The following is a 22,238-nucleotide window of genomic DNA, read 5'->3' as shown; positions in this document are numbered from 1 at the left end:
CACCGGTTGCGGTTGCGGTCGCGTCCGCCGACGACCACCTGAACCGCATGCTACACCGTCTCGAACGCTTCGTCGCGGCGCAAGCCGACGTCTATCCACAGGCGCTCGCCGAATTGCGCGCGGGTGCCAAATGCAGCCACTGGATGTGGTTCGTCTTTCCGCAGATCGCCGGGCTCGGCCACAGCGCGATGGCGCGGACCTATGCGATCGGCGCGGTGGCGGAGGCCCGCGCCTACCTCGCGCATCCGGTGCTCGGCCCCCGCCTGATCGAGGCGACGGAGACGGTCACGCGCGCGCGCGGCTCGGCCGAGCGGATCCTGGGTGCGATCGATGCGGTGAAGCTGCGCTCGTCGATGACGCTGTTCGCGCGCGTCGCCGACGATTCGGCGCCGTTCCGCGCCGCGCTCGACCGGTTTTTCGGTGGCGCGGAGGATCCGGCGACGATCGCGCTGCTCGATACCATGCGGGCATGACGCCGTAACCGTGTACGATGGCAACGGGGCGTTCCGCTCCCTGAGGTGTGGTCATGGCGAAGAGCCAGAAGAAGTCGAACAAGGAAGTCCGCAAGCCCAAGGCCGAAAAGGCGCCCAAGGCCAACGCGTCGAACCCGACCAGCAAGGGCAAGGCCGTGGAGATGACCACCCTAAACTAGATGATGGCGCTCAACTGAGCGGGCTACCTATCTTCTCCCCTCCCTGATCGGGAGGGGACTAGAGGGCTCTAGTCCAGGGCGGCGCGAATTGCCGCGGCGGCGATGAACGGTGCGCCCGCGACCAGCGTCAGGCTGACCGCGCCGAGCAGCTTCAGCGCGCCCGCGCCGCTCGCCACGTCGAGCGCGCCGGCGCCGAAGATCAGTACCGGGACGGCGAGCGGGAGCATGACCAGACCGGTGACCGCACCGCCGCCGCGAACGCCGGCGACGAGCGCGCTGGTGACGACCGCGAGTGCGGCGAGGCCGGGCGTGCCGATCAACAGGCCGAGCTCGACGCGGAACAGCGTGTCGGCGGACAAGTTGAGCAGGCCGGCGGCGATCACCGCAGCGAGCATCAGCGGCGGGCCGAAGCTCAGCCAGTGCGCGATCGTCTTGGCGAGCGCGACCGCGGTCATCGACAGGCCGCGCACCGCGAACTGGTCGAACACGCCTGCCTCCAGATCGGTCGCGACCAGCCGTTCGACCGGGAGCAACGCCGCGAGCAACGCCGCCGTCCAGATCACGCCGCCGCCGATCCGCGCGAGTAACGCGGCATCCGGGCCGATCGCGAACGGGAACAGCACCGCGACCAGCAGGAAGAACGCGACGACCAGGGTGGCGCCGCCGCTCGCGACGCTGCGGCGAAGGTCGCGGCGGATGATCGCGATCACAGGGCGATCGCCTGCGCACCCGGCATGGCGAGCGGGAGATGCGTGGCGACGAGAGCGATACCACCACCCGCCCGGTGGTGCGCGATCAGCGTTTCCAGCCGCGTGACCGCGTGCGCGTCCAGGCCGTTGGCGGGTTCGTCGAGCAGCCAGACCGGGGCCTCGCTGGCGGCGACCCGCGCGAGCGCGGCACGGCGACGCTGGCCGGTCGACAGGAGGCGTACCGGAATGTCCGACAACGCGGCCAGATCCAGCACGGCGAGCGCGCGCGCGACGCGGTCGTCGGGATCAGGCGCCCGGTCTAGCGCGGGGTCGAGCGTTGCCCAGAAGCGCAGCGCTTCACCCAGCCGCTGGTCGGCATCCAGCGCGCTGGCCTCGGTCAGCAGCGCGATGGCGGCGTCGCACGACACGCTGCCCTCGGACGGCGTCAGCAGCCCGGCGGCGAGGCGGATCAGGCTCGACTTGCCGACACCGTTGGGGCCGGTGACGACCGCCGCATCACCCGGCGCCAGCGCGAACGACAGGTTGGAGAACAGCATCCGGCCGCCGCGTACGCAGGCGACGGTCTCGAACCGGAGCGTCACGGCGTCCCATCTTCGGCGGAGTCTTCCAGTGCGTGCATGTCGTCGTCGCTGAGGCCGAAATGATGGCCGATCTCGTGGATCGTGACATGCGCGACGAGGTCGTCGAGCCGGACGCCGGTCTCGATCCATTCCTCGAGGATCGCGCGACGGTAGAGCACGATGCGGTCGGGCATCATCCCCGAATCCATCGACGATTTCTCGCCGAGCGGGCGACCGTGATACAGGCCCGACAGGTCGAGCGGATGGTCAAGCCCGAGCGCGGCGAGCGTCTCGTCGTCGGCATATTCCTCGATCGCGAAGACGATGTCGCCGAGATGCACGGCGAACTGCGCGGGGAGCCTGGCGATCGTCGCCCGCGCGATCGCCTCGATCGCGTCGGCATCTGGTGCCTGGCCGGAGAATGTCGCTTGCCCGCTCATGCGCGCAGCCATACGCGGTGGGCAACGATAGCGGCAAGGGATACGCGGATGGTCGAAGCGCTGAACGAAACCGAGCGGGCCGAGGCGCTCGATGGGCTGGACGAGTGGGATTACGACGATGCGCGCGACGCGATCACGCGGACGATCGTGTTCGCCGATTTCGTCGAGGCGTTCGGGTTCATGACGCAGGTCGCGCTGATCGCCGAGCGCGCGAACCATCATCCGGAGTGGAAGAACGTCTGGAACCGGGTGGAAATCCTGCTGACCACGCATGACGCGGGGGGCCTGAGCCCGCGCGATATCGAGATGGCGGAGGCGATCGACGCGATCGTGGGGGACGCCTGAAGTATAATTCCCGTACCTTAGCGTACCACCCCGGCGTAGGCCGGGGCCCAATTGGGGGACGTTGCCAACGCAGGGCGGGCGTCGTTACTTCAGCCTTTCCAATTGGGCCCCGGCCTTCGCCGGGGTGGTGCGACGCTCGTGCGTCTTCTGCTCCTGCCTTCCGCGGTGCAGCCCGCTACTCCTGCATCCGCCGGCCAGCGCGCATCCGTTTGCGCAGGCTGCCCGGCATCCACCGTGCCGCGAACGCCATGCGGTGCGCGGTCTTGCCCACGTAGGTGTGGACCTTGTCGCCATGGACTGCGGCCCACGCAGCCTCCGCCACCTTGTCGACGCCGGTGAGTTCGAGGCCCGCGCCCGTCACCGTGTCGCGGATCGAGCGATTGCTGCCACCTGCGGCCGAATCCAGCAACGGCGTGTCAATGAAGCTCGGCACGATAGCGCGCACCTTGATTCCGTCCGCCGCCCATTCGCCGTCGAGCGCCTCGGTGATCGCGCGCACGCCGAATTTCGTCGCGGAATAGGGCGCGAGACCCGCCGAGCCGTAGATCGCCGAGGCGGACGCGGTGTTGAGCAGGCACGAGCCGGGCGTACGCTTGAGATAGGCATGGCCGATCCGCGCGCCGTTGAGCGCGCCGACCAGGTTGATCGCGATCACCCGGTCGATCTCGGCGAAATCGGTCTCCGCCAGCGGTCCGCCCGAGCCCACCCCGGCATTGTTGAACAGCACGTCGAGCCGCCCGCCGGTGGTGGCGACGAACGCGTCGAGGCAGGCGGTCCAGGCGTTGCGGTCGCGCACGTCCATCCGGTAGGTCGTCGCCATGCCATCGGGCAGCAGCGCGGCGGTCTCGGCGAGCCCGGCGACGTTGACGTCGGCGAGCCCGACCCGCCAGCCTTTCCGCGCGAACAACAATGCCGTCGCACGCCCAATTCCCGATCCACCGCCGGTGATGAAAATGCTCTGCTGCGTCATGACATCGCTCCCCTTATTGTTTTTGGTCATTTGATTTTACGGTATGTTTCCCGCATCCTGCGCGCAGATGCCAGACAATTCACCAGCGCTCGCTTTCGAACGAGTCACCAAGCGGTACGGGTCGACGATCGCGGTCGACGGCGTTTCGCTGAAGATCGCTCCCCGCGCCTTCGTCGCGCTGGTCGGGACGTCGGGATCGGGCAAGTCGACCTTGCTCAAGACGATCAACCGGCTGGTCGAGCCGAGCGAGGGACGCGTGACGATCGACGGTGCCGACGTCGCGGGCGAGCCTGCGCCCGAACTGCGTCGGCGGATCGGCTATGTGTTCCAGAATATCGGCCTGTTCCCGCACATGACGATCGCCGAAAATATCGCGATCGGGCTGCGGATCGCGGGACGACGCGACGAGGCCAAGGTCGGCGAGCTGCTCGATCTGGTCGACCTGCCGCGCGATGTCGCGGGCCGGATGCCCGACGCGCTGTCGGGCGGGCAGCGCCAGCGCGTTGGAATCGCCCGCGCGCTCGCCCCGGGGGCCAAACTGCTATTGCTCGACGAGGCGTTCGGCGCGCTCGATCCGGTCACGCGTGATGCGCTGGGGACGCGGATCCGCGAGTTGCACGACCGGCTCGGGCTGACGACGATCCTGGTGACCCACGACATGGCGGAGGCGCTGTTGCTCGCGGACCGCGTGCTGGTGATGAAAACGGGGCGGATCGTCGCCGACGCGACGCCGACCGAGCTGGTGTCGGGCAAGGGTGGCGACGACGCGCAGGCGCTGGTGCAGGTGCCGCGCGCGCAGGCCGAACGCTTGCAGGCGCTGGTTTCGTGAGCGCGTTTCTCGATGCGCTCGGCCGCGTGCCGCCGCTGCTCGCCGCGCATGTGCTGCTGTCGGCGTCGGCGCTGCTGCTGGGGATCGCGATCAGCCTGCCGCTGGGGATCTGGTCGGCGCGCAACGCCACCGTCGCGCGCGTATCACTCGGGTTTGCGAGCCTCGTCCAGACCATCCCGAGCCTGGCGCTTCTTGCCCTGTTCTATCCGCTGCTGCTGAGCCTCTCCGCGCTCGTCGGCGGCGGCATTCCCGCGCTTGGCTTCCTGCCGTCGCTGATCGCGTTGACGCTGTATGCGCTGCTGCCGATCCTGCGCAATGCGGTGGCGGGGCTGCACGGGCTCGATCCCGCGGTGATCCAGGCGGCGGATGCGGTCGGGATGACGCCCGCGCAAAAGCTGCGGCTGGTCGAGGCGCCGCTGGTCGCGCCTGTCCTGATCGCGGGCATCCGCACCGCGGCGGTGTGGACGATCGGTGCCGCGACGCTGTCGACCACCGTGGGTCAGCCGAGTCTGGGCGACATGATCTTCGCCGGGCTCCAGACGCAGAACTGGGCGCTGGTGCTGGCCGGCTGCGTCTCGGCGGCGGCGCTGGCGCTGGCGGTCGATGCGCTGATCGGCGGGATCGAATACGGCATCCGCGCGCGGCGGCGCTGGCTGTGGATCGCGTGCACCGCGATGCTGGTGGCGGGGACCGCCGTGGCGACCGCGCCGCTATGGCCGAGGAGCGGCGGCGACCGGACGGTGGTGGTCGGTGCGAAGAATTTCTCCGAGCAATATATCCTCGCGCGGCTCATTGGCGACCGGTTGGAGCATGAGGGATATACCGTGCAGTACCGCGACGGACTGGGCTCGGCGGTGGTGTTTGGGGCGCTCTCGACCGGGGATATCGATGTGTATGTCGATTACGCCGGGACGATCTGGGCGAACGAGATGAAGCGGCACGACGTGCCCGAGCGTCGGCCGATGGTCGCGGCGATCGGCGCCTGGGCCAAGCGCGAGCATGGGGTCGGCCTGGTCGGGTCGCTCGGGTTCGAGAATGCCTATGCGTTCGCGATGAAGTCGGACGCGGCCAAGACGAAGGGGATCGCAAGCCTCGAAGATCTGGTCGGGGCGGCGCCGACGATGACGCTAGGCAGCGACCTGGAGTTTCTCGAGCGGCCCGAATGGGCGGCGGTGAAGCGCGCCTATCCGTTGCGGTTCGCCAAGACGACGCCGTACAGCCCGACCTTCATGTACCGCGCGCTCGAAAGCGGGAATGTCGATGTGATCTCGGCGTTCTCGTCCGATGGGCGGATCGCCGCGGATCGGCTGACCGTGCTGAGCGATCCGCGGCACGCGATCCCCGGCTACGACGCGATCCTGATGGTTTCGCCGAAGCGGGCTGGCGATGCGAAGTTCCTCGCCGCGCTGACGCCGCTGGTCGGGCGGATTCCGGTCGAAGCGATGCGGACGGCGAATTATCAGGTCGACCGCGATGCGGACAAGCAGACGCCCGAGGCAGCGGCGCGGTGGCTGGCGGCGAAGGTCGGGCTCTAAGTTTCCCTCGCCCCTTCGGGGAGAGGGAAGGAGGAGCGCTTGCGACGGGAGGGAGAGGGGTCGTTGGGACTCGCGTCCCGAGCCTCACACCCCTCACCCTCCCACGCGCAAGCGCGCGCGGGCCCCTCCCTCTCCCCGTAGGGGCGAGGGAGGCTTAGAAGAACAGCTTGCGGATGCTGAGCCTGACCGTGCGGCCTAGCGGATCGAGGTAGTCCGGCTGATAGCTGTTCGGGGTCGCGCCGGTCGCGTCGGTGACGCGCTGGCGGGTGTTGAGGATATTGGTGACCGCAAGGCTCACGCGCATGCCGCGCAGCCACGGGTGCGCCTTTACCCATTCGAGACGCTGGCCGAGATCCGCGAACAGCCGTGCGTTGGCGGTCGCGAGGCCGCCGAAGTTGAGCGTTTCGGGTGCGGCAAGCGTGCCGCCGTTCACGCGCGTGCCGCTCGCATATTGCGCGGACAGCCGGACGCCGACGCCGTTGTTGCTATAGCCGGCCTGCGCCTCGAGTTCGTGGCGCGACTGGCCGCCGCTGCTGCCGATCGCATCGCCGTTCAGCAGGTTCAGGCTCGGGCCGCCGTCGGCGACGAGCACGCGGTCGGTGAAATGCCAGGTGTGGTAGAACGCGAATTGCAGTCGTCCGCCCGCCTGCCCGCGCCCGCCGCCGCCGAAACGGCCGCCGCCACCACCAGGACCGCCGCCACCGCCACCTGGACCGCCGCCACCGGGGCCACCCTCGCGAGCCCCTGCGCCACGCGGGCCATCGCCACGCGGGCCGTCGCCGCCCGCGCCATCGGGTCGACGAAAGCCGCCGGGGGGTTGCAGACCCTCGAACGGATTGGGACCGGTGCCGGCGCGGTACGCCTCGAGCTCCTTCTGGATCTTCGACTTCAGCGGCGCGGAGAAATTGATCCCCCAGCGCAATTCGGAGCGCTCGCTGCGCGCGAAATTGATCGGCCGGCTGTCGACCTGGAGCAGATTGCCGCTCGCATCGCGCGTAAAGCGATCGGGGAACGCCGCCTCGATCGATGCGGTCGCGCTCGGGAACGCGGCGATCGGATTGTCGACGCGGCTCGAGACGTAGTTCGCGGTGAAGCTCAGATCCTTCTTGCTCCACGGCTTGAGCGTCAGGCCGAGCTTGCGGACGTGGTTATTGTCCGAGACCAGCGCCGGATTGCCGCCGCTGATCGTCGTGACCGTCGCGGTGGTGCCGCGGACATAATCGAAGATGCGGACGTTGGGCGTGGTGATCGACGGGTTGCCGAGCTGCTGCGCGGTCGGTGCCTCGTCGGTATCGGTGACCGACGCGATCAGCCGCACGCCCTCGATCGGCGACCAGTTCGCGCCATAGCCGAGCGTGGTCAGCGTCCCGAGGTCCGACAGATGGTCCTCCGCCAGATTGAAGTTCGCCGACAACGTGCCGAGGAACGGCAGCACGTCCTTGCCGCGGCTGGCGATCGGGACGTCGATGTTGACCTGGCCGTTGACGGTATCGCGCGACACCTGGCCGCGCTGCGTCAGCCCGGCGCGATAGGAGCGGCTGTCGAAATCCGCGGTCTGGCCACCCAGCTTGATCGTCGTCGAGACCGCGCCGGCGGGCAGGTCGAACACCGTGCCGTTGAGCACCGCGTCGATCTCGCCGGTGTTCTGCGTCGCATAGGCGCGATTGCCGGGCGCGGCGCCGATATCGCTGGCGGACAGCCGGGCGAACGGGTTGGCGGTTGGGTCGCCCGCGTTCAGCCGCGCCTGGAATGCGGTCGAATCGACGCCGGTATCGGTGAAGGTCTGCGTGTCGCTGCGATCGTAATTGCCCGTGACGTTCCAGCGCCACGTGCCGATATCGCCGTTGAGCGTGGTGCCGAGATGCGCCGAGATCGACGAGACGCGTTGCGCGAGCGGCAGGAAACCCGCGTCGTCCAGCGCGCGATTGACGGTCGTGCCGTCGGCGAGCGTCAGCCGCGCGATCGGCAGCCCGTTGAGGCTGCGGCTGTCGGTCGATTCGAGCCGGGCGTTGATCGTCGCACCGACGTTGCCGAAGATGTTGCGCGCGTAGACGCTGTTCGCGGTGAATGTGTTCGTTGCGGCCTGGAGCGTGCGGTATGGTGTCGGGTCGACGACCGCGCCGTTGGCGCCTACCGCAGTGCTGCCGGCACCGGTTGTTGTCGGGACGATATCGCGCTCGGCCTCCGTCAGCGCCGACGATGAGGTGTATTCGGCGTGCAGGTTGACCCGGCGATCGCGGGCGATGCTGAGCAGGTCGAGCTTGCCGTCGGGCGAATTGCTGCCCCCCTCGGTCGGCATCGTGTCGACGCCCTCGACGGTGACCGCGCGGAAGCGGCGGCGCAGGACGAAGTTCACGACCTTCTGATCGGCGCGATAGCCGTATTTGAGCGCGACTTCCTCGGGCAGGATCTCGACGCGCTGGATCGCCTCGGTCGGAATGTCGCGGATCTCGGAGAAGCTCGAGATGCGGCGGCCGTTGAGCAGCACCACCGGCGCACCGCCGCTGCCGCGTCCGCTGGTCGTCTGCGGGCTGAGTTCGCTCAACAGGTCGGAGATCGAACTGACGCCGTAGGAGCGGATTTCCGACTGGCCGATCGTCTGGTCGGGCGGGATATCGCCGATCACCGACCCGCGTGGCTTGCGCGATCCGGTCACGACGATCTCTTCCGAATCGGCCGCCTCGTCCTGTTCCGCTGTCGGCTCGGCGGTTGGCGGGGTGGTAGAGGTCGGGGCCGTCGTCTGCGCCGCGGGGCTCGCCGCGACCGACGCCGACGGCGTCGTTAGTGTCGTCGTCGGCGTCGTTGCAGGCACGGCGGGCGCGGGCGCCTGTTGCGCGGTCGCCAGTGCCGGCACGCTCGTCGCGAGCATCAGACCCAATATGCGCATACCCGTCACATCCCTTCGATCGACCGATTGATCGAAATGCTGCGCCTAGCCGCAAATTGTCGCAGGATTGTGCCGGGTTAGCGCGCCAAGTGTGCGTCCATGTCTTCGAGCGCGACGCCCTTCGTCTCGGGGAAATAGACCAACACCGTGACGAACTGCACCGCCATCATCGCCGCGAACACCAGGAACGGCACGCCCGCGGACCAAGCCGCGGCGATCGGGAAGGCCTGCGCGATCACCGCGTTCCAGCCCCAATGGCTCGACGAGCCGATGCTCGACCCGCGCGCACGGACGTTCTGCGGGAACACCTCGGAGATATAAACCCAGATCACCGCGCCCGAGCCGGGCGCGAAGAACATGATGAACACGATCAGCGACGGCAGCAGCAGCCAGCTCGGCAGTACGCCAAGCAGCGCCAGCCCGCCGACGGTCAGCGCCGCGGTCATCCCGGCCGAGCCCCAGAGCAGCAGCGTGCGGCGGCCGATCCGGTCGATCAGCAGCATCCCGAGCAGCGTGAACACCATGTTGGCGACCCCGATCATCACCGCCTGGAGGTCGGGCGATAGGCTGCCGCCCGACGCCTTGAAGATGTCGTTGAGGTAATAGAGGAACGCGTTGATGCCGCTGAACTGGTTGAACATCGCCACCAGGAAGGCGAGCGTGATCGGCTTGCGGTGGCGCGTCCACGACAGGCGCCCATCGCCCTTGGGTGCATCGAGTTCGGCACGCGCGACGTCGGGGCTCATGCCGATCGTCGCGAGCACGTCCCTCGCCTCCGCATCGCGCCCCTTGGTCAGCAGCCAGCGCGGCGAGTTGGGGATGCGGAACAGCAACGCGAGAAACACCAGCGACGGCAGCGCGACGATCCCGAGCTTCCAGCGCCATTCGGGCTCGCCGAGGTCGAGCGCACCAATCACCGCGTTAGAGACATAGGCGAGCAGGATGCCGAGGATCACCGCGAACTGGAACCCGCCGACCATTTTCCCGCGCTGCGCAGGGGGTGCAAGCTCGGCGATATAGGCGGGCGCCAACACCGACGAGCCACCGATCGCGATGCCGATGACGAAGCGGAAGCCGATGAAGCTGTACCAGTCCCACGCCAGCGCGCAGCCCAGCGCGGTGACGACGTAGAGGAGCGCGAGCATCCGCAGCACGTTGCGGCTGCCGTAGCGATCGCCGAGCGTGCCGACGAACAACGCGCCGATCAACGTCCCCCACAACGCGGACGACACGGTGAAACCGAGCCATGCCTCGCTGAGCGCGAACTTCGCCTTCAGCGCGCCGGTGACGCCGGCGATGACCGCGGTGTCGAACCCGAACAACAGCCCGGCGAGTGCGGCGGTGGCGACGCTGGCGATCAGGACAGTATGCGGTCGGAGCGGGGCGGCGTGAGCGCTCATGCGCGGCGGTATCCGGTGGGAGCGTTCGTCATGCCCCCGTTTCGAACAGTTCGACGCCCACCGCAAGGCCGATGCCGGTCGTTTCGGCAGGTGAAAACACCCGTTTCAGGTTTTTCAAAACGCGTTAACGAATGCCGGCCTAGCCCCGTCCCGTACCGTACGGAAAGGGCGCGACATTGAGGACCGGGTTCACCAGGATGCTGATCGCCACAGCGGCATTCGCGATGCCGTCGTCGGCATGGGCAGCCTGCACGGTCGCCGATCCCGCCTCGACCGCGCTCGGCACTTTTTCGCCCAACGCGCTGCTCGGCGGTGCGCCACCCTATGGCGCGGTGCCGGCGGGCTTCGATTGCCCCGGCACGACGATCTCGGTGCTGGCCGGCAACTTCTTGCGCGCGACCGTCACGAGCGCGGACGGGTTCAAGCTGACCTCGACCAACCCGCTCGATACGGTCACCGCGAAATACGTCATCGCCGCGGATAGCGCGGGCGCGAACCCGTTCACCGCGGGAACACCGTTCGTCTACATGAACGGTACGCTCGTCAATCTGCTCGGGCTGCTCGGCGGATCGGCGCGCAACGTGAAGGTCTATGTCCGCCCATCGTCGACCGCCGCGGTTGCGCCCGGCACCTACAAGGGCAGCTTCAAGATCGCCTGGGAATGGCGATTCTGCGATCTGCTTGGTGTGTTGGGGGCATGTGTCGGCAATCTCGACGCCAGTCCGACAACGATCCCCGTCGCCAATGTCGCGGTGACGATGATCGTTTCGGCCAAGCCGTTCACTGTGTCGATCATCACCCGAACGACCTGGGACCCCCAATCGACGACCAGCAACCCGCGGGCGATCCCCGGCAGCAAGCAGCGGACGACGATCACCCTCACCAACCCCGACATCGTGGCGATCGACGCCAATTCGCTCGCGGTCGTGCTGCCGACGCCGAACCGTGGCGCCGTGGCGCTCGATGGTGACGGCACCGCGACGACCACCTTCGTCCAGACGGCCGAGGGCTCTCCAGCGTCGACCCTCGGAGTCACCTACAGCGCGCCCGCGAGCACCACCGACGATGTCGATTTCTCGGCGAATGGCGGCACCAGCTGGACCTATGATCCGACCACCACGCCCAAGGCGGTCACCAATGTCCGCGTCCGTCCCCGGGGCACGATGGCCGCGGGATCGAGCTTCAGCGTGTCGTTGCCCTACTCCCTGTTCTGAGTAGCGGTCTGACCGCCGCCCTCGTCGGGATCCTGTGCCGCGGGGTCGGCCCCCGCCACCGACGGTAGCGCGCCGACCAGTTCCATCCTGGTTGCGGTCGTGCCGACTTCGATCCCCGCCTCGCGGAACTGGCGGAGCAGCGTGAACAGCAATTCGCTGCGCACCGGATACGCATCGCGCGGGCTGGCGACATAGGCGAAGCAGTTGAACTTGGCGCGACCGGCGTCGATCGAATCGATGAACACCTTGGACTCGGGCTCGTCGAGCACCTCGTGCTTTTCGGCGAACGCCGCGAACAACATGGTCCGCACCGCATCCAGATCCTCCTCAAGCGGCACCGAGAACTGCAGCTGGACGCGACCGATCGGCGCGGCCAGCGTCATGTTCTGGATGGTCTTAGTGATCAGCTCCGAGTTCGGCACGATCAGCGTCGAGCGATCCGCGACCTGGATCTCGGTCGAGCGGACATTGATGCGCTTCACGTCGCCCTCCATGTTGCCGATCCGGACGAGATCGCCGATCTTCACCGGGCGTTCGGCGAGCAGGATCAGCCCCGAGACGAAATTCTGCGTGATCGCCTGGAGGCCGAAGCCGATCCCGACCGACAGCGCGCCGAGCACGACCGCGAGCTTTTCCATGCCGATGCCGAGCGCGCCGAGCGACCACAGCACCGCGGCGATGATCCCGGCATAGCGCGCGACCATCGTCACCGAATTCTGCGCCCCGGCGTCCATCGCGGTGGTCGGGAGGTAGCTGTTCACCAGCCAGTGCTGGAGCCCGCGCATGATCGCCAGCGCGATGAACAGCACGACCAGCGAGCGCAGCACCGCGCCCGGCGAGATCGTCACCTGCCCGACGGTGATGCCGTTCGCGACGGTGCCGAACAGCTCGAATGCGGACCCTACCCCGGCCCCGAACGGCGCCATCACCGCGCCGACCGCGAGCAGGATCAGCAACAGCCGCAGCACCGCCGACAGCAGCACGCCGATCTGGTCGACCGTCTTGTTGTCGACCCCGAATCCGCTGTTCGCCGAACGCCCGAGCCGATTGCCGCTCGACAACAGCGTTCGGCACGCATCGTCGGTGAAGGTCATCATCAGGTACAGCGTCGCGCCGACGATCGTGCCCCAAACCAGCCACGTCGCGACCTTCAGCGCGAAATTGACGTAGCCGAGCAGCCCGGCGCCGAGCGCGACGACCAGCACCAGCCAGACGAGCGTGGCGACGATCGCAAGCAGCGTGTTGCGTGCGGGCTTGGTGGGATCGGGCAGCGCCGCGGCGCGCAGCCGGCCGAGCGTGACGAGGATCGCGCCGAGCAGGACGATGTGCAGCAGCGCGACGGCGGCGTTGGCCGCACTCGAAGCCGGTGCGCTGACGCCGATCAGCAGGTTGGTCGCGATCAGCAGCTGGCCGAAAAAGATCAGCGCCGCCGCCATCCAGGTATAGGGCCTGAGCGCCTGCGCGGCGGCATCGCCGATCGGCAGCAGTCGCCAAGTCGATTGGTTGCGCAACAGCAGCGCGCCGCCGAGCGATGACACGAACGCGGCAAAGAAGGATATTCCGACGAAGATCGCGCCGAACCGACTCCAGGCGGGCGAGACGAGCCCGCCCCAGCGCAGCGACGCGACGATCGCCCATGCCGCGAAACCGGGCAGCGCGGTGCCGATCACGACCAACCAGAACGCGTAGGCTGAGCGCCGCAAGCGCCCACCCGGCGCATGGTTGGTGGCGTAGCGCCGCCCAACGCCGTGCAGCCAGCGCTGGAGCGGCACGAGTAGGAAGAGCGCAACCAGCACGCCGATCAGGACGCCGTTTGCGGCGCGCCCGTTGAACCGCTGGGACGCCTGCCGCGCTTCGGTCTGTGCGAACCGCTTCAGGCGCGCGGAGTCACGCGGAAAATGGTCCACGATCGCTGCCCAGAGGGTCGGCGACAGCGGCGAGCCGGTGTTTTCGGACAATTGCTGACCAAGTTCCTCCGCCTCGGCCGCACCGATGTCGTCGATCTGCTGCTTCGCCTCGATCCCGATCAGCTTGGCGCGCTTGATCGCAGAATCGATCGCCGACTGGCTCTGCGCGAGGAGCCGGCGCTGCTGGCGGATCTCGGGCGCCTCGACCACGCCGGGGGTCGCGGTGCCGAGTTCGGTGACGCGGGCCTGGACCAGCGCCATCTCTGGCGTGAGCGTGCGGACGGCGTCGGCGGCGATGGTCTGCACCGCCTGCGCGCGATCCCGCAACGCCTGCCGCGCCTTGTCGTCGCGCGCCGCGGGAGTGGCGTCGTCGATCGCCTGGAGCTCGGCCGAGGCCTTGGTGAGGCTGGCGGCGACGGTCGCGACCTTGGGCTCGTCCTGCGCGGTGGCGGGGAGCGCGGCGACGAGCAGGAGGAGCGCGAGGAGGTAGCGAAGGAGTGTCATCCGCGCGGCTGTACCGCGATGGGAGGGAAAACGGGAGGGGTGGCGGAATCGCAGGATTGGGATGCCTGCCGTTCCACCCCTACAAACCACCCCGGCGAAGGCTGGGGCCCAATTGGCGGACGGTCGTAATCTAGGTCGGTATGCCGTTACACCCACCTTTCCAATTGGGCCCCGGCCTTCGCCGGGGTGGTGTTTCTGTGGGGACACGTCCCGAGAACACAGCCGTCACCTGTACACCCTTGTTCTCCCGGGAAGGCGGGAGCCCAGACTGGGTCCCCGCCTTCGCGGGGAAACAGAAGCGCGGGTCCGTTTCCGTCCAGTCGCGACGAGGAACGCACGCCCTCCCCCTTTCCGTCACCCTGGCGGAGGCCGGGGCCCACCGGTCCGCATACTCAGCTCTATCGGACGTGCGGAACGGTGGATGCCGGAACGAGTCAGCCATGACGAGGCGGGACGGCAGTTGGGATCGAACCGAACGCCCGCTTAGTCCAGCTCGAGGATCACCTGATCCACCGCGAGACTGTCCCCCGTCTTCGCCGCAACCGACTTGACCGTCCCCGTCTTCTCGGCGCGCAGGATGTTCTCCATCTTCATCGCCTCGACCACCGCGAGCGGTTGCCCCGCCTCGACCCTGTCGCCCGCCGCGACGTCGAGCCGCACCAGCAGCCCCGGCATCGGGCAGATCAGGAACTTCGACAGATCGGGCGCGACCTTCTCGATCAGGTGCGCGGTGTACGGCGCGACGCGGGCGGGGAGGACGCGGGCTACGTGGCTCGCGCCGCGCGTCGTGAGCTTGAAGCCGGCGCGGGCCTTGGCAATGCGGATCGTGAGATGTTCGTCGCCGTCCGCGCCGTGACCGTCCGCGACCACCATCCGGTCGCCCGGCGTGTATTCGAGCGAGAGGTCCAAGTCCTCGCCGTCGACCGCGATGCCGTCGGTCGAGACGGTGACCGCATGGTCGATCTTGTCGATCGTCACCGACCAGTCGGCGGGCGGGCGGAGGCGCTTGCCAAGCTGGCCGTCGATGCGGCGGGCGCGGTCGGCTTCGGCCGTGGCGGCGAAGGCGGCGACTGCGGCGAGCGTCTTGAGGAGTTCTGCGTCGGCGGGCGCGCCGTGAAAGCCCTCGGGATATTCCTCGGCGATGAAGCCGGTGGTCAGCGCGCCCGACTGGAAGCGCGGGTGCTGCATGATCGCCGAGAGGAAATCGATGTTGTTGCCCGGGCCTTCGAGTTCGAATGCGTCGAGTGCGGCGATCTGCGCGGCGATCGCATCGTCGCGGGTCGGGGCCCAGGTGATAAGCTTGGCGATCATCGGGTCGTAGAACATGCTGACCTCGCCGCCCTCGCGCACGCCGTCGTCGACGCGGACCCTAGGCTCCCCTTCCGCTTGCGGGAGGGGTCGGGGGAGGGGCTCACCCAGCGGGGTCGTGGCCGGGGTGTATGTCACGCTCTCCCCTGACCCCTCCCGCAAGCGGGAGGGGGATTGCTCCGGCGGATTGTAGCGCACCAGCCGACCGATCGACGGCAGGAACCCGCGATACGGGTCCTCCGCGTACACCCGGTTCTCGATCGACCAGCCGCTCAGCTTCACCTCGTCCTGCGTAAATCCGAGCGGCTCCCCGGCGGCAACACGGATCATCAGTTCGACCAGGTCCAGCCCGGTGATCTCTTCCGTCACCGGATGCTCGACCTGCAGACGGGTGTTCATCTCGAGGAAGTAGAACCCCTCCCCCGTCGTGTCCGCGCCCGACACGATCAGCTCGACCGTCCCCGCCGAATAATAGCCCACAGCCTGCGCCAAAGCGACCGCCTGCTCCCCCATCGCCTTGCGCATCTTGGGCGTCACGAACGGCGATGGCGCCTCCTCGACGACCTTCTGATGCCGCCGCTGGATCGAGCATTCGCGCTCGTTGAGATAGACGATGTTACCGTGCTGGTCGCCGATCAGCTGGATCTCGATATGGCGGGGCGATTCGATGAACTTCTCGATGAACACGCGGTCGTCGCCGAAGCTGGCAAGTCCCTCGCGCTTGGTCGCCTCGAAGCCTTCGCGGACGTCCTGTTCGCTGTAGGCGAGCCGCATGCCCTTGCCGCCGCCGCCGGCCGACGCCTTCATCATCACCGGATAGCCGATGCCCGAGGCGATCTCGACCGCGTGGTCGGTGCTGTCGATCTCGCCGAGATAGCCCGGCACGACGTTGACGCCCGCGGCCTTGGCGAGCTTCTTCGATTCGATCTTGTCGCCCATCGCGGCGATCGCGTTGGGGGGCGGGCCGACGAACGCGATCCCGGCCTCGGCGCACGCCAGCGCGAAGCTCTCGCGTTCGGAGAGGAAGCCGTAGCCCGGATGGATGCAGTCCGCGCCGGTTTCCTTGGCGGCCAGCAATATCAGCTCGGCCTTGAGATAGCTCTCCGCGGCAGGTGCCGGCCCGAGCCGCACGCTCTCGTCGGCCATCAGCACGTGCGGCGCGCGCGCGTCGGCGTCGGAATAGACCGCGACGGTCTTGATGCCCATCGCCTTGGCGGTCCGCATGACCCGACACGCGATCTCGCCGCGATTGGCGACCAGGATCTTCTTGAACATCACTCGTCTTCCACTCGCTTTAAATATGCGGTCCGTTCGCGGGTGAGGCGTGCAAGACACTGGCCCTCGATCATCGGTTCAAGGGATCCGCCTCTCATTGCCTGACCTTCCGCGACGCATTGCGTATCGCGATACGCGCTCCAGGCGCGCTGAGCCGCGATCAGCCCCGCTTCGGAGGTCGTAACGCCTGGCATGGGATTGGATTTATCGAGGTAACGCCGTCGGGCCAAAGCTTTGCGCCAGCGCGCATTCATTTGCGCATCGGCCCTTTTGTAACCCTCGTACGCGCACCGCGTCATCGTCGATTGATCGATCGGGTTCGCACACGTGTTGGGAGGCATTCCCCCGACCTGCGCCAGAACGATCGCAACGATCCCTATCACTCCGCCGCGACTCGCATCGGCTCTTCACCGAGCATCGGCTTCATCCCCAACTTCGCCAGCAGCGTCGCATCCGCGCTGTCGCCGGCGTTGCCGGTCGTTAGCAGCTTGTCGCCGGTGAAGATCGAGTTCGCGCCGGCCATGAAGCAGAGCGCCTGAGTCGCCTCCGACATGCTTTCGCGCCCCGCCGACAGCCGCACCATGCTCAGCGGCATCGTGATCCGCGCGACGGCGACCGTCCGGACGAACTCGATATCGTCGATCTTGGCGAGCGGCGTGTCGGCGAGCATGTTGCCGAGCACGGTGCCCTTGACCGGGACCAGCGCGTTGACCGGCACGCTCTCCGGGTGGCGCGGCAAGGTGGCGAGCGCGTGGACGAAACCGACGCGATCGGCGCGCGTCTCGCCCATCCCAACGATCCCGCCGCAGCAGACCGAGATCCCCGCATCGCGCACGTTCGCCAGCGTCTCGAGCCGATCGCCGAAGGTGCGCGTGGTGATGACGTTGCCGTAATTCTCGGGCGAGGTGTCGATGTTGTGGTTATAGTAATCGAGGCCCGCGTCGGCGAGCTGCTTGGCCTGGTCCGCGTCGAGCATGCCGAGCGTCATGCACGTCTCGAGCCCCATCGCGCGGACGCCTTCGACCATCGCGACGACCTTCGGCATGTCGCGCGGCTTCGGGTTGCGCCAGGCGGCGCCCATGCAGAAACGCTGCGATCCGGCGGCTTTCGCCTGCGCGGCGTCGGCGAGGACGGCGTCGACGTCCATCAGCTTTTCCGCCTTCAGGCCGGAGTCGGACGATGCGGACTGCGAGCAATAGCCACAATCCTCGGGGCAGCCGCCGGTCTTGATCGAGAGCAGCGTGCAGAGCTGGACCTCGCCGATCGCGTGATGCGCGCGGTGGACGGTCTGCGCGCGGAACATCAGTTCGTCGAACGGGAGATCGAACAGCGCGGCGATTTCCGGGCGGGTCCAGTCGGTTCTAGACTCCCCTCCCGCCGGCGGGAGGGGTCGGGGGAGGGGCTGTCCAGAAGCGGCGGCGGCAGTGTCTGCGGCACTGCCCTCCCCCGACCCCTCCCGCAGGCGGGAGGGGAGAAGATCTAGAGTTTCGGTCGTCATTCTGCGGCTTCCTCTTGCGGGGCCATGTTGTGGCCGAGGAGTTTCAACACGTCCTCGGCGGCCTGGATCAGGTTGGTGCCGGGGCCGAAGATCGCCTGGACCCCGGCATCGCGCAGCGCCTGATAGTCCTGTGCGGGGATAACGCCACCCGCGATCACCTTGATATCCGCGCGGCCCGCCTCGCGGAGATAGCCGATCAGCTCGGGGATCAGCGTCTTGTGGCCGGCGGCGAGCGACGAGGCACCGACGATGTCGACGTCGTTTTCGAGCGCGAGCGCGGCGGCTTCGGCGGGGGTCTGGAACAGCGGGCCGGGGACGATCTCGAAGCCCAGGTCGCCGAACATCGACGAGACGAGGTTGGCGCCTCGGTCATGGCCGTCCTGGCCCATCTTGGCGACGAGCATGCGGGGTTTGCGGCCCAGCCGGCGTTCGGTGGCCTCGACGCCGTCGGTGAGGCGAGTCCAGCGTGCGTCGTCCTCGTAGGCGCCGCCGTAGATGCCGGAGACGGGGGTCGGTTGCGTGCCGTAGCGGCCGAACACGTCCTCCATCGCGGAGGAGATTTCGCCGAGCGTGGCTCGGGCGCGGGCGCAGTCGACCGCGAGCGCGAGAAGGTTAGTTTCCGACCCTCCCCTGGAAGGGGAGGTGGCAGTCGCGCTGGCGACTGACGGAGGGGTATCGCCCTCTCGATGGGGCGCAACCCCTCCGTCATCGCTGCGCGATGCCACCTCCCCCGCCGGGGGAGGGTTTCCGCGTCGCGCGCCTTCGCGGAGGGCATCCAGGGTGGCTTGGCATGCGGCTTCGTCGCGCGTGGCCTTAACCCGCGCAATGCGTTCGATCTGGCCCGCGCGCACCGCGACATTGTCCACGTCGAGGATCTCGATCGCGTCCTGTTCGGCGAGCTTGTACTTGTTGACGCCGACGATGACGTCCTCGCCGCGATCGACTCTTGCCTGTCGCCCAGCCGCGGCTTCCTCGATCATCGCCTTGGGCCAGCCTGCCGCGACCGCCTTCGCCATGCCGCCCTCGGACTGGATCCGCTCGATCAGCGCCCACGCGCCGTCGACGAGGCTCTGCGTCAGGCTCTCGATATAATAGCTGCCGCCCAAGGGATCGACGACCTTGGTCATCCCCGTCTCTTCCTGGATCACGATCTGCGTGTTGCGGGCAATGCGCGCGGAGAAGTCGGTCGGCAGCGCGATCGCCTCGTCGAGCGCGTTGGTGTGGAGCGCCTGCGTGCCGCCGAGCATCGCCGCCATCGCCTCGATCGTCGTGCGCATGACGTTGTTGTACGGGTCCTGCTCGGTAAGCGAGACGCCCGAGGTCTGGCAATGCGTGCGGAGCATCTTCGAGCGCTCGTCCTGCGCACCGAGCTGCGTCATCGCGCGATGCCAGAGGACGCGGGCGGCGCGGAGCTTGGCGATCTCCATGAAGAAGTTCATGCCGATCGCGAAGAAGAAGCTCAGACGCCCGGCGAACTTGTCGATGTCGAGACCGCTCGCGACGCCGTATTTCACATATTCCATGCCGTCGGCGATCGTGAAGGCGAGCTCGTGGAGCTGCGTCGCCCCCGCCTCCTGCATGTGATAGCCGCTGATCGAAATGCTGTTGAACTTGGGCATCTCGCGGCTGGTGTAGCCGAAGATGTCCGAGATGATCCGCATGCTCGGCTCGGGCGGGTAGATGTAGGTGTTGCGGACCATGAACTCCTTGAGGATGTCGTTCTGGATGGTCCCGTCGAGCAGTTTCCGGTCGACGCCCTGCTCCTCGCCCGCGACGATGAAGAAGGCGAGGATCGGGATCACCGCGCCGTTCATCGTCATGCTGACCGACATCTTGTCGAGCGGGATGCCGTCGAAGAGGATCTTCATGTCCTCGACCGAGTCGATCGCGACGCCTGCCTTGCCGACGTCGCCGGTGACGCGGGGATGGTCGGAATCATAGCCGCGGTGTGTCGCGAGATCGAACGCTACGCTCAGGCCCTTCTGACCGGCGGCGAGATTGCGGCGGTAGAACGCGTTGGAGGCTTCGGCGGTGGAGAAGCCCGCGTACTGGCGGATCGTCCAGGGGCGGCCGGCGTACATCGACGCGCGGACGCCGCGGGTAAAGGGCGCGAAACCTGGGAGGCCGGGGTCGGTGGTGACGTCGGCCGCGGTGTAGAGCGGCTTGACGTCGATGCCTTCGGGGGTCGGCCAGGTAAGGTCGGCGCCCTTTACTTCCTTGGCGGCGAGCGCCTGCCAGTCTGCGAGCGTGGGGGCGGATTCGGGCTTGTCGGTCATGCGAAGAACACCACCCCGGCGGAGGCCGGGGCCCAATTGGAAAGGTCGAAGTAATTGAGCGCAGCACCAGCCAATGGGGCGTTGCCCAATTGGGCCCCGGCCTTCGCCGGGGTGGTGTTTGAGGCATTCGGCCGCACGGTCATCGCCCCGTGAACACCGGCTTGCGCTTTTCGAGGAACGCACGACCGCCTTCCATCGAGTCCGCCGAGCCCCGCGCGTCGCGCTGGTTCGCCGCTTCCGCCTCCATCGCAGTCGCGTAATCGGTCTCGTACGCCGCAGTGACCGCCCGCCGCATCAACCCCAGCGCCACCGTCGGCATCGCCGCCAGCCGCTCGGCCAGCGCGAACGCCTCCGCGTCGAGTGCGTCGTCCGCAACGACCTTGTGGACCATCCCCCAGTCGAGCGCCTTCGCCGCCGGCACACGCTCGCCAAGCATCATCATCTCGGTTGCCCGCGCCTTGCCGATCAGCCGCGGCAGCATCCACGACGCGCCGCCGTCCGGCACCAGCCCGATGTTCACGAACGCCTGGAGAAAATACGCGGTCTCACTCGCGACGCAGAAATCGGCAGCGAGCGCGAGACTGCACCCGATCCCCGCCGCCGGCCCGCGCACTGCGCTCACCACCGGCACCGACAGATCGGCGATCGCCGTCATCGTCGGGTTATAGCTGCCGGTCAGCGCCGCGAACGTCGCCTCGCCCGGATTGTCCGAACCAAGCGCCCCGCCGCCGACATCCGCCCCCGAACAGAACGCGCGCCCCGCGCCCGCGATCAGCACCGCCCGCGCCTCGTCCAACTCGCCCAGCGCCGCGCGCAATTCCTCGAACATCGCCGGTGGCGCGGCGTTCAGCCGGTCGGGCCGGTTGAGCGTCAGCACCAGCACGTCGCAGCGCCGTTCGCTCAGGATATGCTCGTACGCGGCCATCAGATCTCTCCTAGTGCGCGCCGGTATCGCCCGGCGTCTCCATCAACTCGACCAACATGCCGCCGAAATCCTTCGGGTGCACGAACACGATCGGCGTGCCATGCGCCCCGATCCGCGGTTCGCCCAGCACGGTCGCGCCCTTCGCCTTCAGGTCGGCAACGGCGGCGGAGATGTCGGCGACTTCGAAACAGACATGATGCTGCCCGCCCGCCGGGTTCTTGCGCAGGAAGCCGGCGATCGGCGAACTCTCGTCATACGGCTCGATCAGCTCGATCTGCGTATTCGGCGCATCGATGAAGCACACTTTCACGCCCTGCGCAGGCAGGTCGAAAGGCTCACCGATCGCTGTCGCGCCGAGAAGCATGCGATACGTCTCGACCGACTTCGCAATCGACGGAGTCGCGACCCCGACATGATTGAGGCGGCCCAGCATGGCGGTCATCCTTCGATCCTCGGGCTGTCGGGCGCACGGCGGGCCATTGCGGCGCCTTCGATCAACCCTTCGATGCGGCTGACACGCTCGCGCAAGGCGACGTGGCTGTCGGCAAGCCGTGCCAATCCGGCACTCAGCCCCGTGAGTTTCGCGTCGAGCCCATCGAGCCGCTCCTGATACGTCAGCAACGCCTTGATGACGCCGAACGCCTTTTCGGTCGCACTCATGCGGCGTGGCTCATCGGGACTGGATCGCCCGCCACCGCACGATCGATCGCTTCCAGCGCGCGGTCGATCGACTGTTCCATCGAATCGATCTTCGCATGCCATTGCGGCAGCATCGCCTCGATCTCCGGCAGGATCAGCGCAAACGCCTTCTCATCCTCCCCGTCGGCGCGATCCTCTGCCGCGAGATATCGCGTCGAAGCTTCCCGGAGGACATGGCCGACGGATTTACCATTGCTGGCAGCAAAGGCATCAAGCGCTGCCTTGTGATCGGGCGAGGTCAAAAACGTCACGCGTTCAGTCTGCATGTCACGACTCCTTATCATGACATGATAATGTGCGGACG

At 67.7% G+C, this 22,238-nt stretch carries 21 protein-coding genes; 6 read left to right on the top strand and 15 right to left on the bottom strand.

Features of this window, described 5'->3' with window-relative positions; all coding sequences use genetic code 11:
- The first annotated feature begins 47 nt into the window (after positions 1-47).
- Together ACLBWL_RS02655 and ACLBWL_RS02650 are read left to right on the top strand one after the other, a co-directional pair.
- Positions 48-473, top strand: a complete 426-nt coding sequence (locus ACLBWL_RS02655) for a DUF1810 domain-containing protein (RefSeq protein WP_447791961.1) — start codon at positions 48-50, stop codon at positions 471-473.
- A 53-nt stretch (positions 474-526) separates the two neighbouring features.
- Positions 527-652 (top strand): hypothetical protein, encoded by a 126-nt coding sequence (locus ACLBWL_RS02650; protein ID WP_259466878.1) that lies wholly within the window; start codon positions 527-529, stop codon positions 650-652.
- A 68-nt stretch (positions 653-720) separates the two neighbouring features.
- On the opposite strand, the gene ccmB is transcribed toward ACLBWL_RS02650, so the two are convergent.
- From ccmB to ACLBWL_RS02635, 3 genes are read right to left on the bottom strand one after another with little or no spacing between them, the layout of a single operon-like run.
- The gene (gene ccmB, locus ACLBWL_RS02645) at positions 721-1,362 is read right to left on the bottom strand and encodes a heme exporter protein CcmB (protein WP_447789987.1); all 642 of its coding nucleotides are present in this window, start codon (positions 1,360-1,362) and stop codon (positions 721-723) included.
- Complete coding sequence (gene ccmA / locus ACLBWL_RS02640; RefSeq protein WP_447789985.1) at positions 1,359-1,943, bottom strand: heme ABC exporter ATP-binding protein CcmA; 585 nt, start codon at positions 1,941-1,943, stop codon at positions 1,359-1,361. The genes ccmB and ccmA overlap by 4 nt, the downstream gene beginning before the upstream one ends.
- Positions 1,940-2,362, bottom strand: a complete 423-nt coding sequence (locus ACLBWL_RS02635) for a metallopeptidase family protein (RefSeq protein WP_447789983.1) — start codon at positions 2,360-2,362, stop codon at positions 1,940-1,942. The genes ccmA and ACLBWL_RS02635 overlap by 4 nt, the downstream gene beginning before the upstream one ends.
- 48 nt (positions 2,363-2,410) lie before the next feature.
- Here ACLBWL_RS02635 and ACLBWL_RS02630 point away from each other — a divergent pair, with 48 nt between their 5' ends.
- Positions 2,411-2,707, top strand: a complete 297-nt coding sequence (locus ACLBWL_RS02630; protein ID WP_056054351.1) for a 4a-hydroxytetrahydrobiopterin dehydratase — start codon at positions 2,411-2,413, stop codon at positions 2,705-2,707.
- Positions 2,708-2,882: 175 nt separating this feature from the next.
- Here the strand turns inward: ACLBWL_RS02630 and ACLBWL_RS02625 are convergent, their stop codons facing one another.
- Complete coding sequence (locus tag ACLBWL_RS02625) at positions 2,883-3,677, bottom strand: SDR family oxidoreductase (protein WP_447789981.1); 795 nt, start codon at positions 3,675-3,677, stop codon at positions 2,883-2,885.
- Positions 3,678-3,744: 67 nt separating this feature from the next.
- Between ACLBWL_RS02625 and ACLBWL_RS02620 the strand changes: the two genes are divergently transcribed.
- Both ACLBWL_RS02620 and ACLBWL_RS02615 read left to right on the top strand, forming a co-directional pair.
- Complete coding sequence (locus ACLBWL_RS02620) at positions 3,745-4,506, top strand: ATP-binding cassette domain-containing protein (RefSeq protein ID WP_447789979.1); 762 nt, start codon at positions 3,745-3,747, stop codon at positions 4,504-4,506.
- A complete protein-coding gene (locus ACLBWL_RS02615; RefSeq protein WP_447789977.1) occupies positions 4,503-6,041 on the top strand; it encodes an ABC transporter permease/substrate-binding protein in 1,539 nt (512 codons plus the stop codon). The genes ACLBWL_RS02620 and ACLBWL_RS02615 overlap by 4 nt, the downstream gene beginning before the upstream one ends.
- Before the next feature lie 154 nt (positions 6,042-6,195).
- Here the strand turns inward: ACLBWL_RS02615 and ACLBWL_RS02610 are convergent, their stop codons facing one another.
- Both ACLBWL_RS02610 and ACLBWL_RS02605 read right to left on the bottom strand, forming a co-directional pair.
- Positions 6,196-8,910 carry a TonB-dependent receptor gene (locus ACLBWL_RS02610; protein WP_447789975.1) on the bottom strand — a complete coding sequence of 905 codons (2,715 nt, stop codon included), beginning with the start codon at positions 8,908-8,910 and terminating at the stop codon, positions 6,196-6,198.
- Between the two features lie 95 nt (positions 8,911-9,005).
- Positions 9,006-10,328 carry a sugar porter family MFS transporter gene (locus ACLBWL_RS02605; protein WP_447789973.1) on the bottom strand — a complete coding sequence of 441 codons (1,323 nt, stop codon included), beginning with the start codon at positions 10,326-10,328 and terminating at the stop codon, positions 9,006-9,008.
- 197 nt (positions 10,329-10,525) lie between these two features.
- On the opposite strand from ACLBWL_RS02605, the gene ACLBWL_RS02600 reads away from it, so the two are divergent.
- Positions 10,526-11,542 carry a spore coat protein U domain-containing protein gene (locus tag ACLBWL_RS02600; RefSeq protein ID WP_447789971.1) on the top strand — a complete coding sequence of 339 codons (1,017 nt, stop codon included), beginning with the start codon at positions 10,526-10,528 and terminating at the stop codon, positions 11,540-11,542.
- On the opposite strand, the gene ACLBWL_RS02595 is transcribed toward ACLBWL_RS02600, so the two are convergent.
- From ACLBWL_RS02595 to ACLBWL_RS02555, 9 genes are all read right to left on the bottom strand, one after another.
- Positions 11,527-13,953, bottom strand: coding sequence for a DUF3772 domain-containing protein (locus tag ACLBWL_RS02595; protein ID WP_447789969.1), 2,427 nt, complete (start codon positions 13,951-13,953; stop codon positions 11,527-11,529). The genes ACLBWL_RS02600 and ACLBWL_RS02595 overlap by 16 nt on opposite strands.
- Positions 13,954-14,436: 483 nt before the next feature.
- Positions 14,437-16,536: an ATP-binding protein gene (locus tag ACLBWL_RS02590; RefSeq protein WP_447789967.1), complete on the bottom strand. Its 2,100-nt coding sequence runs from the start codon at positions 16,534-16,536 to the stop codon at positions 14,437-14,439.
- Positions 16,536-16,835, bottom strand: a complete 300-nt coding sequence (locus tag ACLBWL_RS02585) for a lysozyme inhibitor LprI family protein (protein WP_447791959.1) — start codon at positions 16,833-16,835, stop codon at positions 16,536-16,538. Before ACLBWL_RS02585 ends, ACLBWL_RS02590 begins: the two co-directional genes overlap by 1 nt.
- An 80-nt stretch (positions 16,836-16,915) precedes the next feature.
- Positions 16,916-18,034, bottom strand: coding sequence for a biotin synthase BioB (bioB, locus tag ACLBWL_RS02580; protein ID WP_447789965.1), 1,119 nt, complete (start codon positions 18,032-18,034; stop codon positions 16,916-16,918).
- Entirely contained in the window at positions 18,031-20,310 is a 2,280-nt protein-coding gene (scpA, locus tag ACLBWL_RS02575; RefSeq protein ID WP_447789963.1) for a methylmalonyl-CoA mutase, read from the bottom strand. The genes bioB and scpA overlap by 4 nt, the downstream gene beginning before the upstream one ends.
- A 139-nt stretch (positions 20,311-20,449) precedes the next feature.
- Positions 20,450-21,235, bottom strand: a complete 786-nt coding sequence (locus ACLBWL_RS02570; protein WP_447789961.1) for an enoyl-CoA hydratase-related protein — start codon at positions 21,233-21,235, stop codon at positions 20,450-20,452.
- Between the two features lie 10 nt (positions 21,236-21,245).
- Positions 21,246-21,668: a methylmalonyl-CoA epimerase gene (gene mce / locus ACLBWL_RS02565; protein ID WP_447791957.1), complete on the bottom strand. Its 423-nt coding sequence runs from the start codon at positions 21,666-21,668 to the stop codon at positions 21,246-21,248.
- Positions 21,669-21,673: 5 nt separating this feature from the next.
- On the bottom strand, positions 21,674-21,895 hold the full coding sequence (locus ACLBWL_RS02560; protein ID WP_447789959.1) for a hypothetical protein: 222 nt from the start codon (positions 21,893-21,895) through the stop codon (positions 21,674-21,676).
- Complete coding sequence (locus ACLBWL_RS02555) at positions 21,892-22,200, bottom strand: hypothetical protein (protein WP_447789957.1); 309 nt, start codon at positions 22,198-22,200, stop codon at positions 21,892-21,894. The genes ACLBWL_RS02560 and ACLBWL_RS02555 overlap by 4 nt, the downstream gene beginning before the upstream one ends.
- Between the last annotated feature and the right edge of the window lie 38 nt (positions 22,201-22,238).

This window comes from Sphingomonas sp. M1A8_2b, assembly GCF_053345535.1.
The sequence above is the reverse complement of the archived record's forward strand: the minus strand, read 5'-3'. Positions and strand labels throughout refer to the sequence as shown.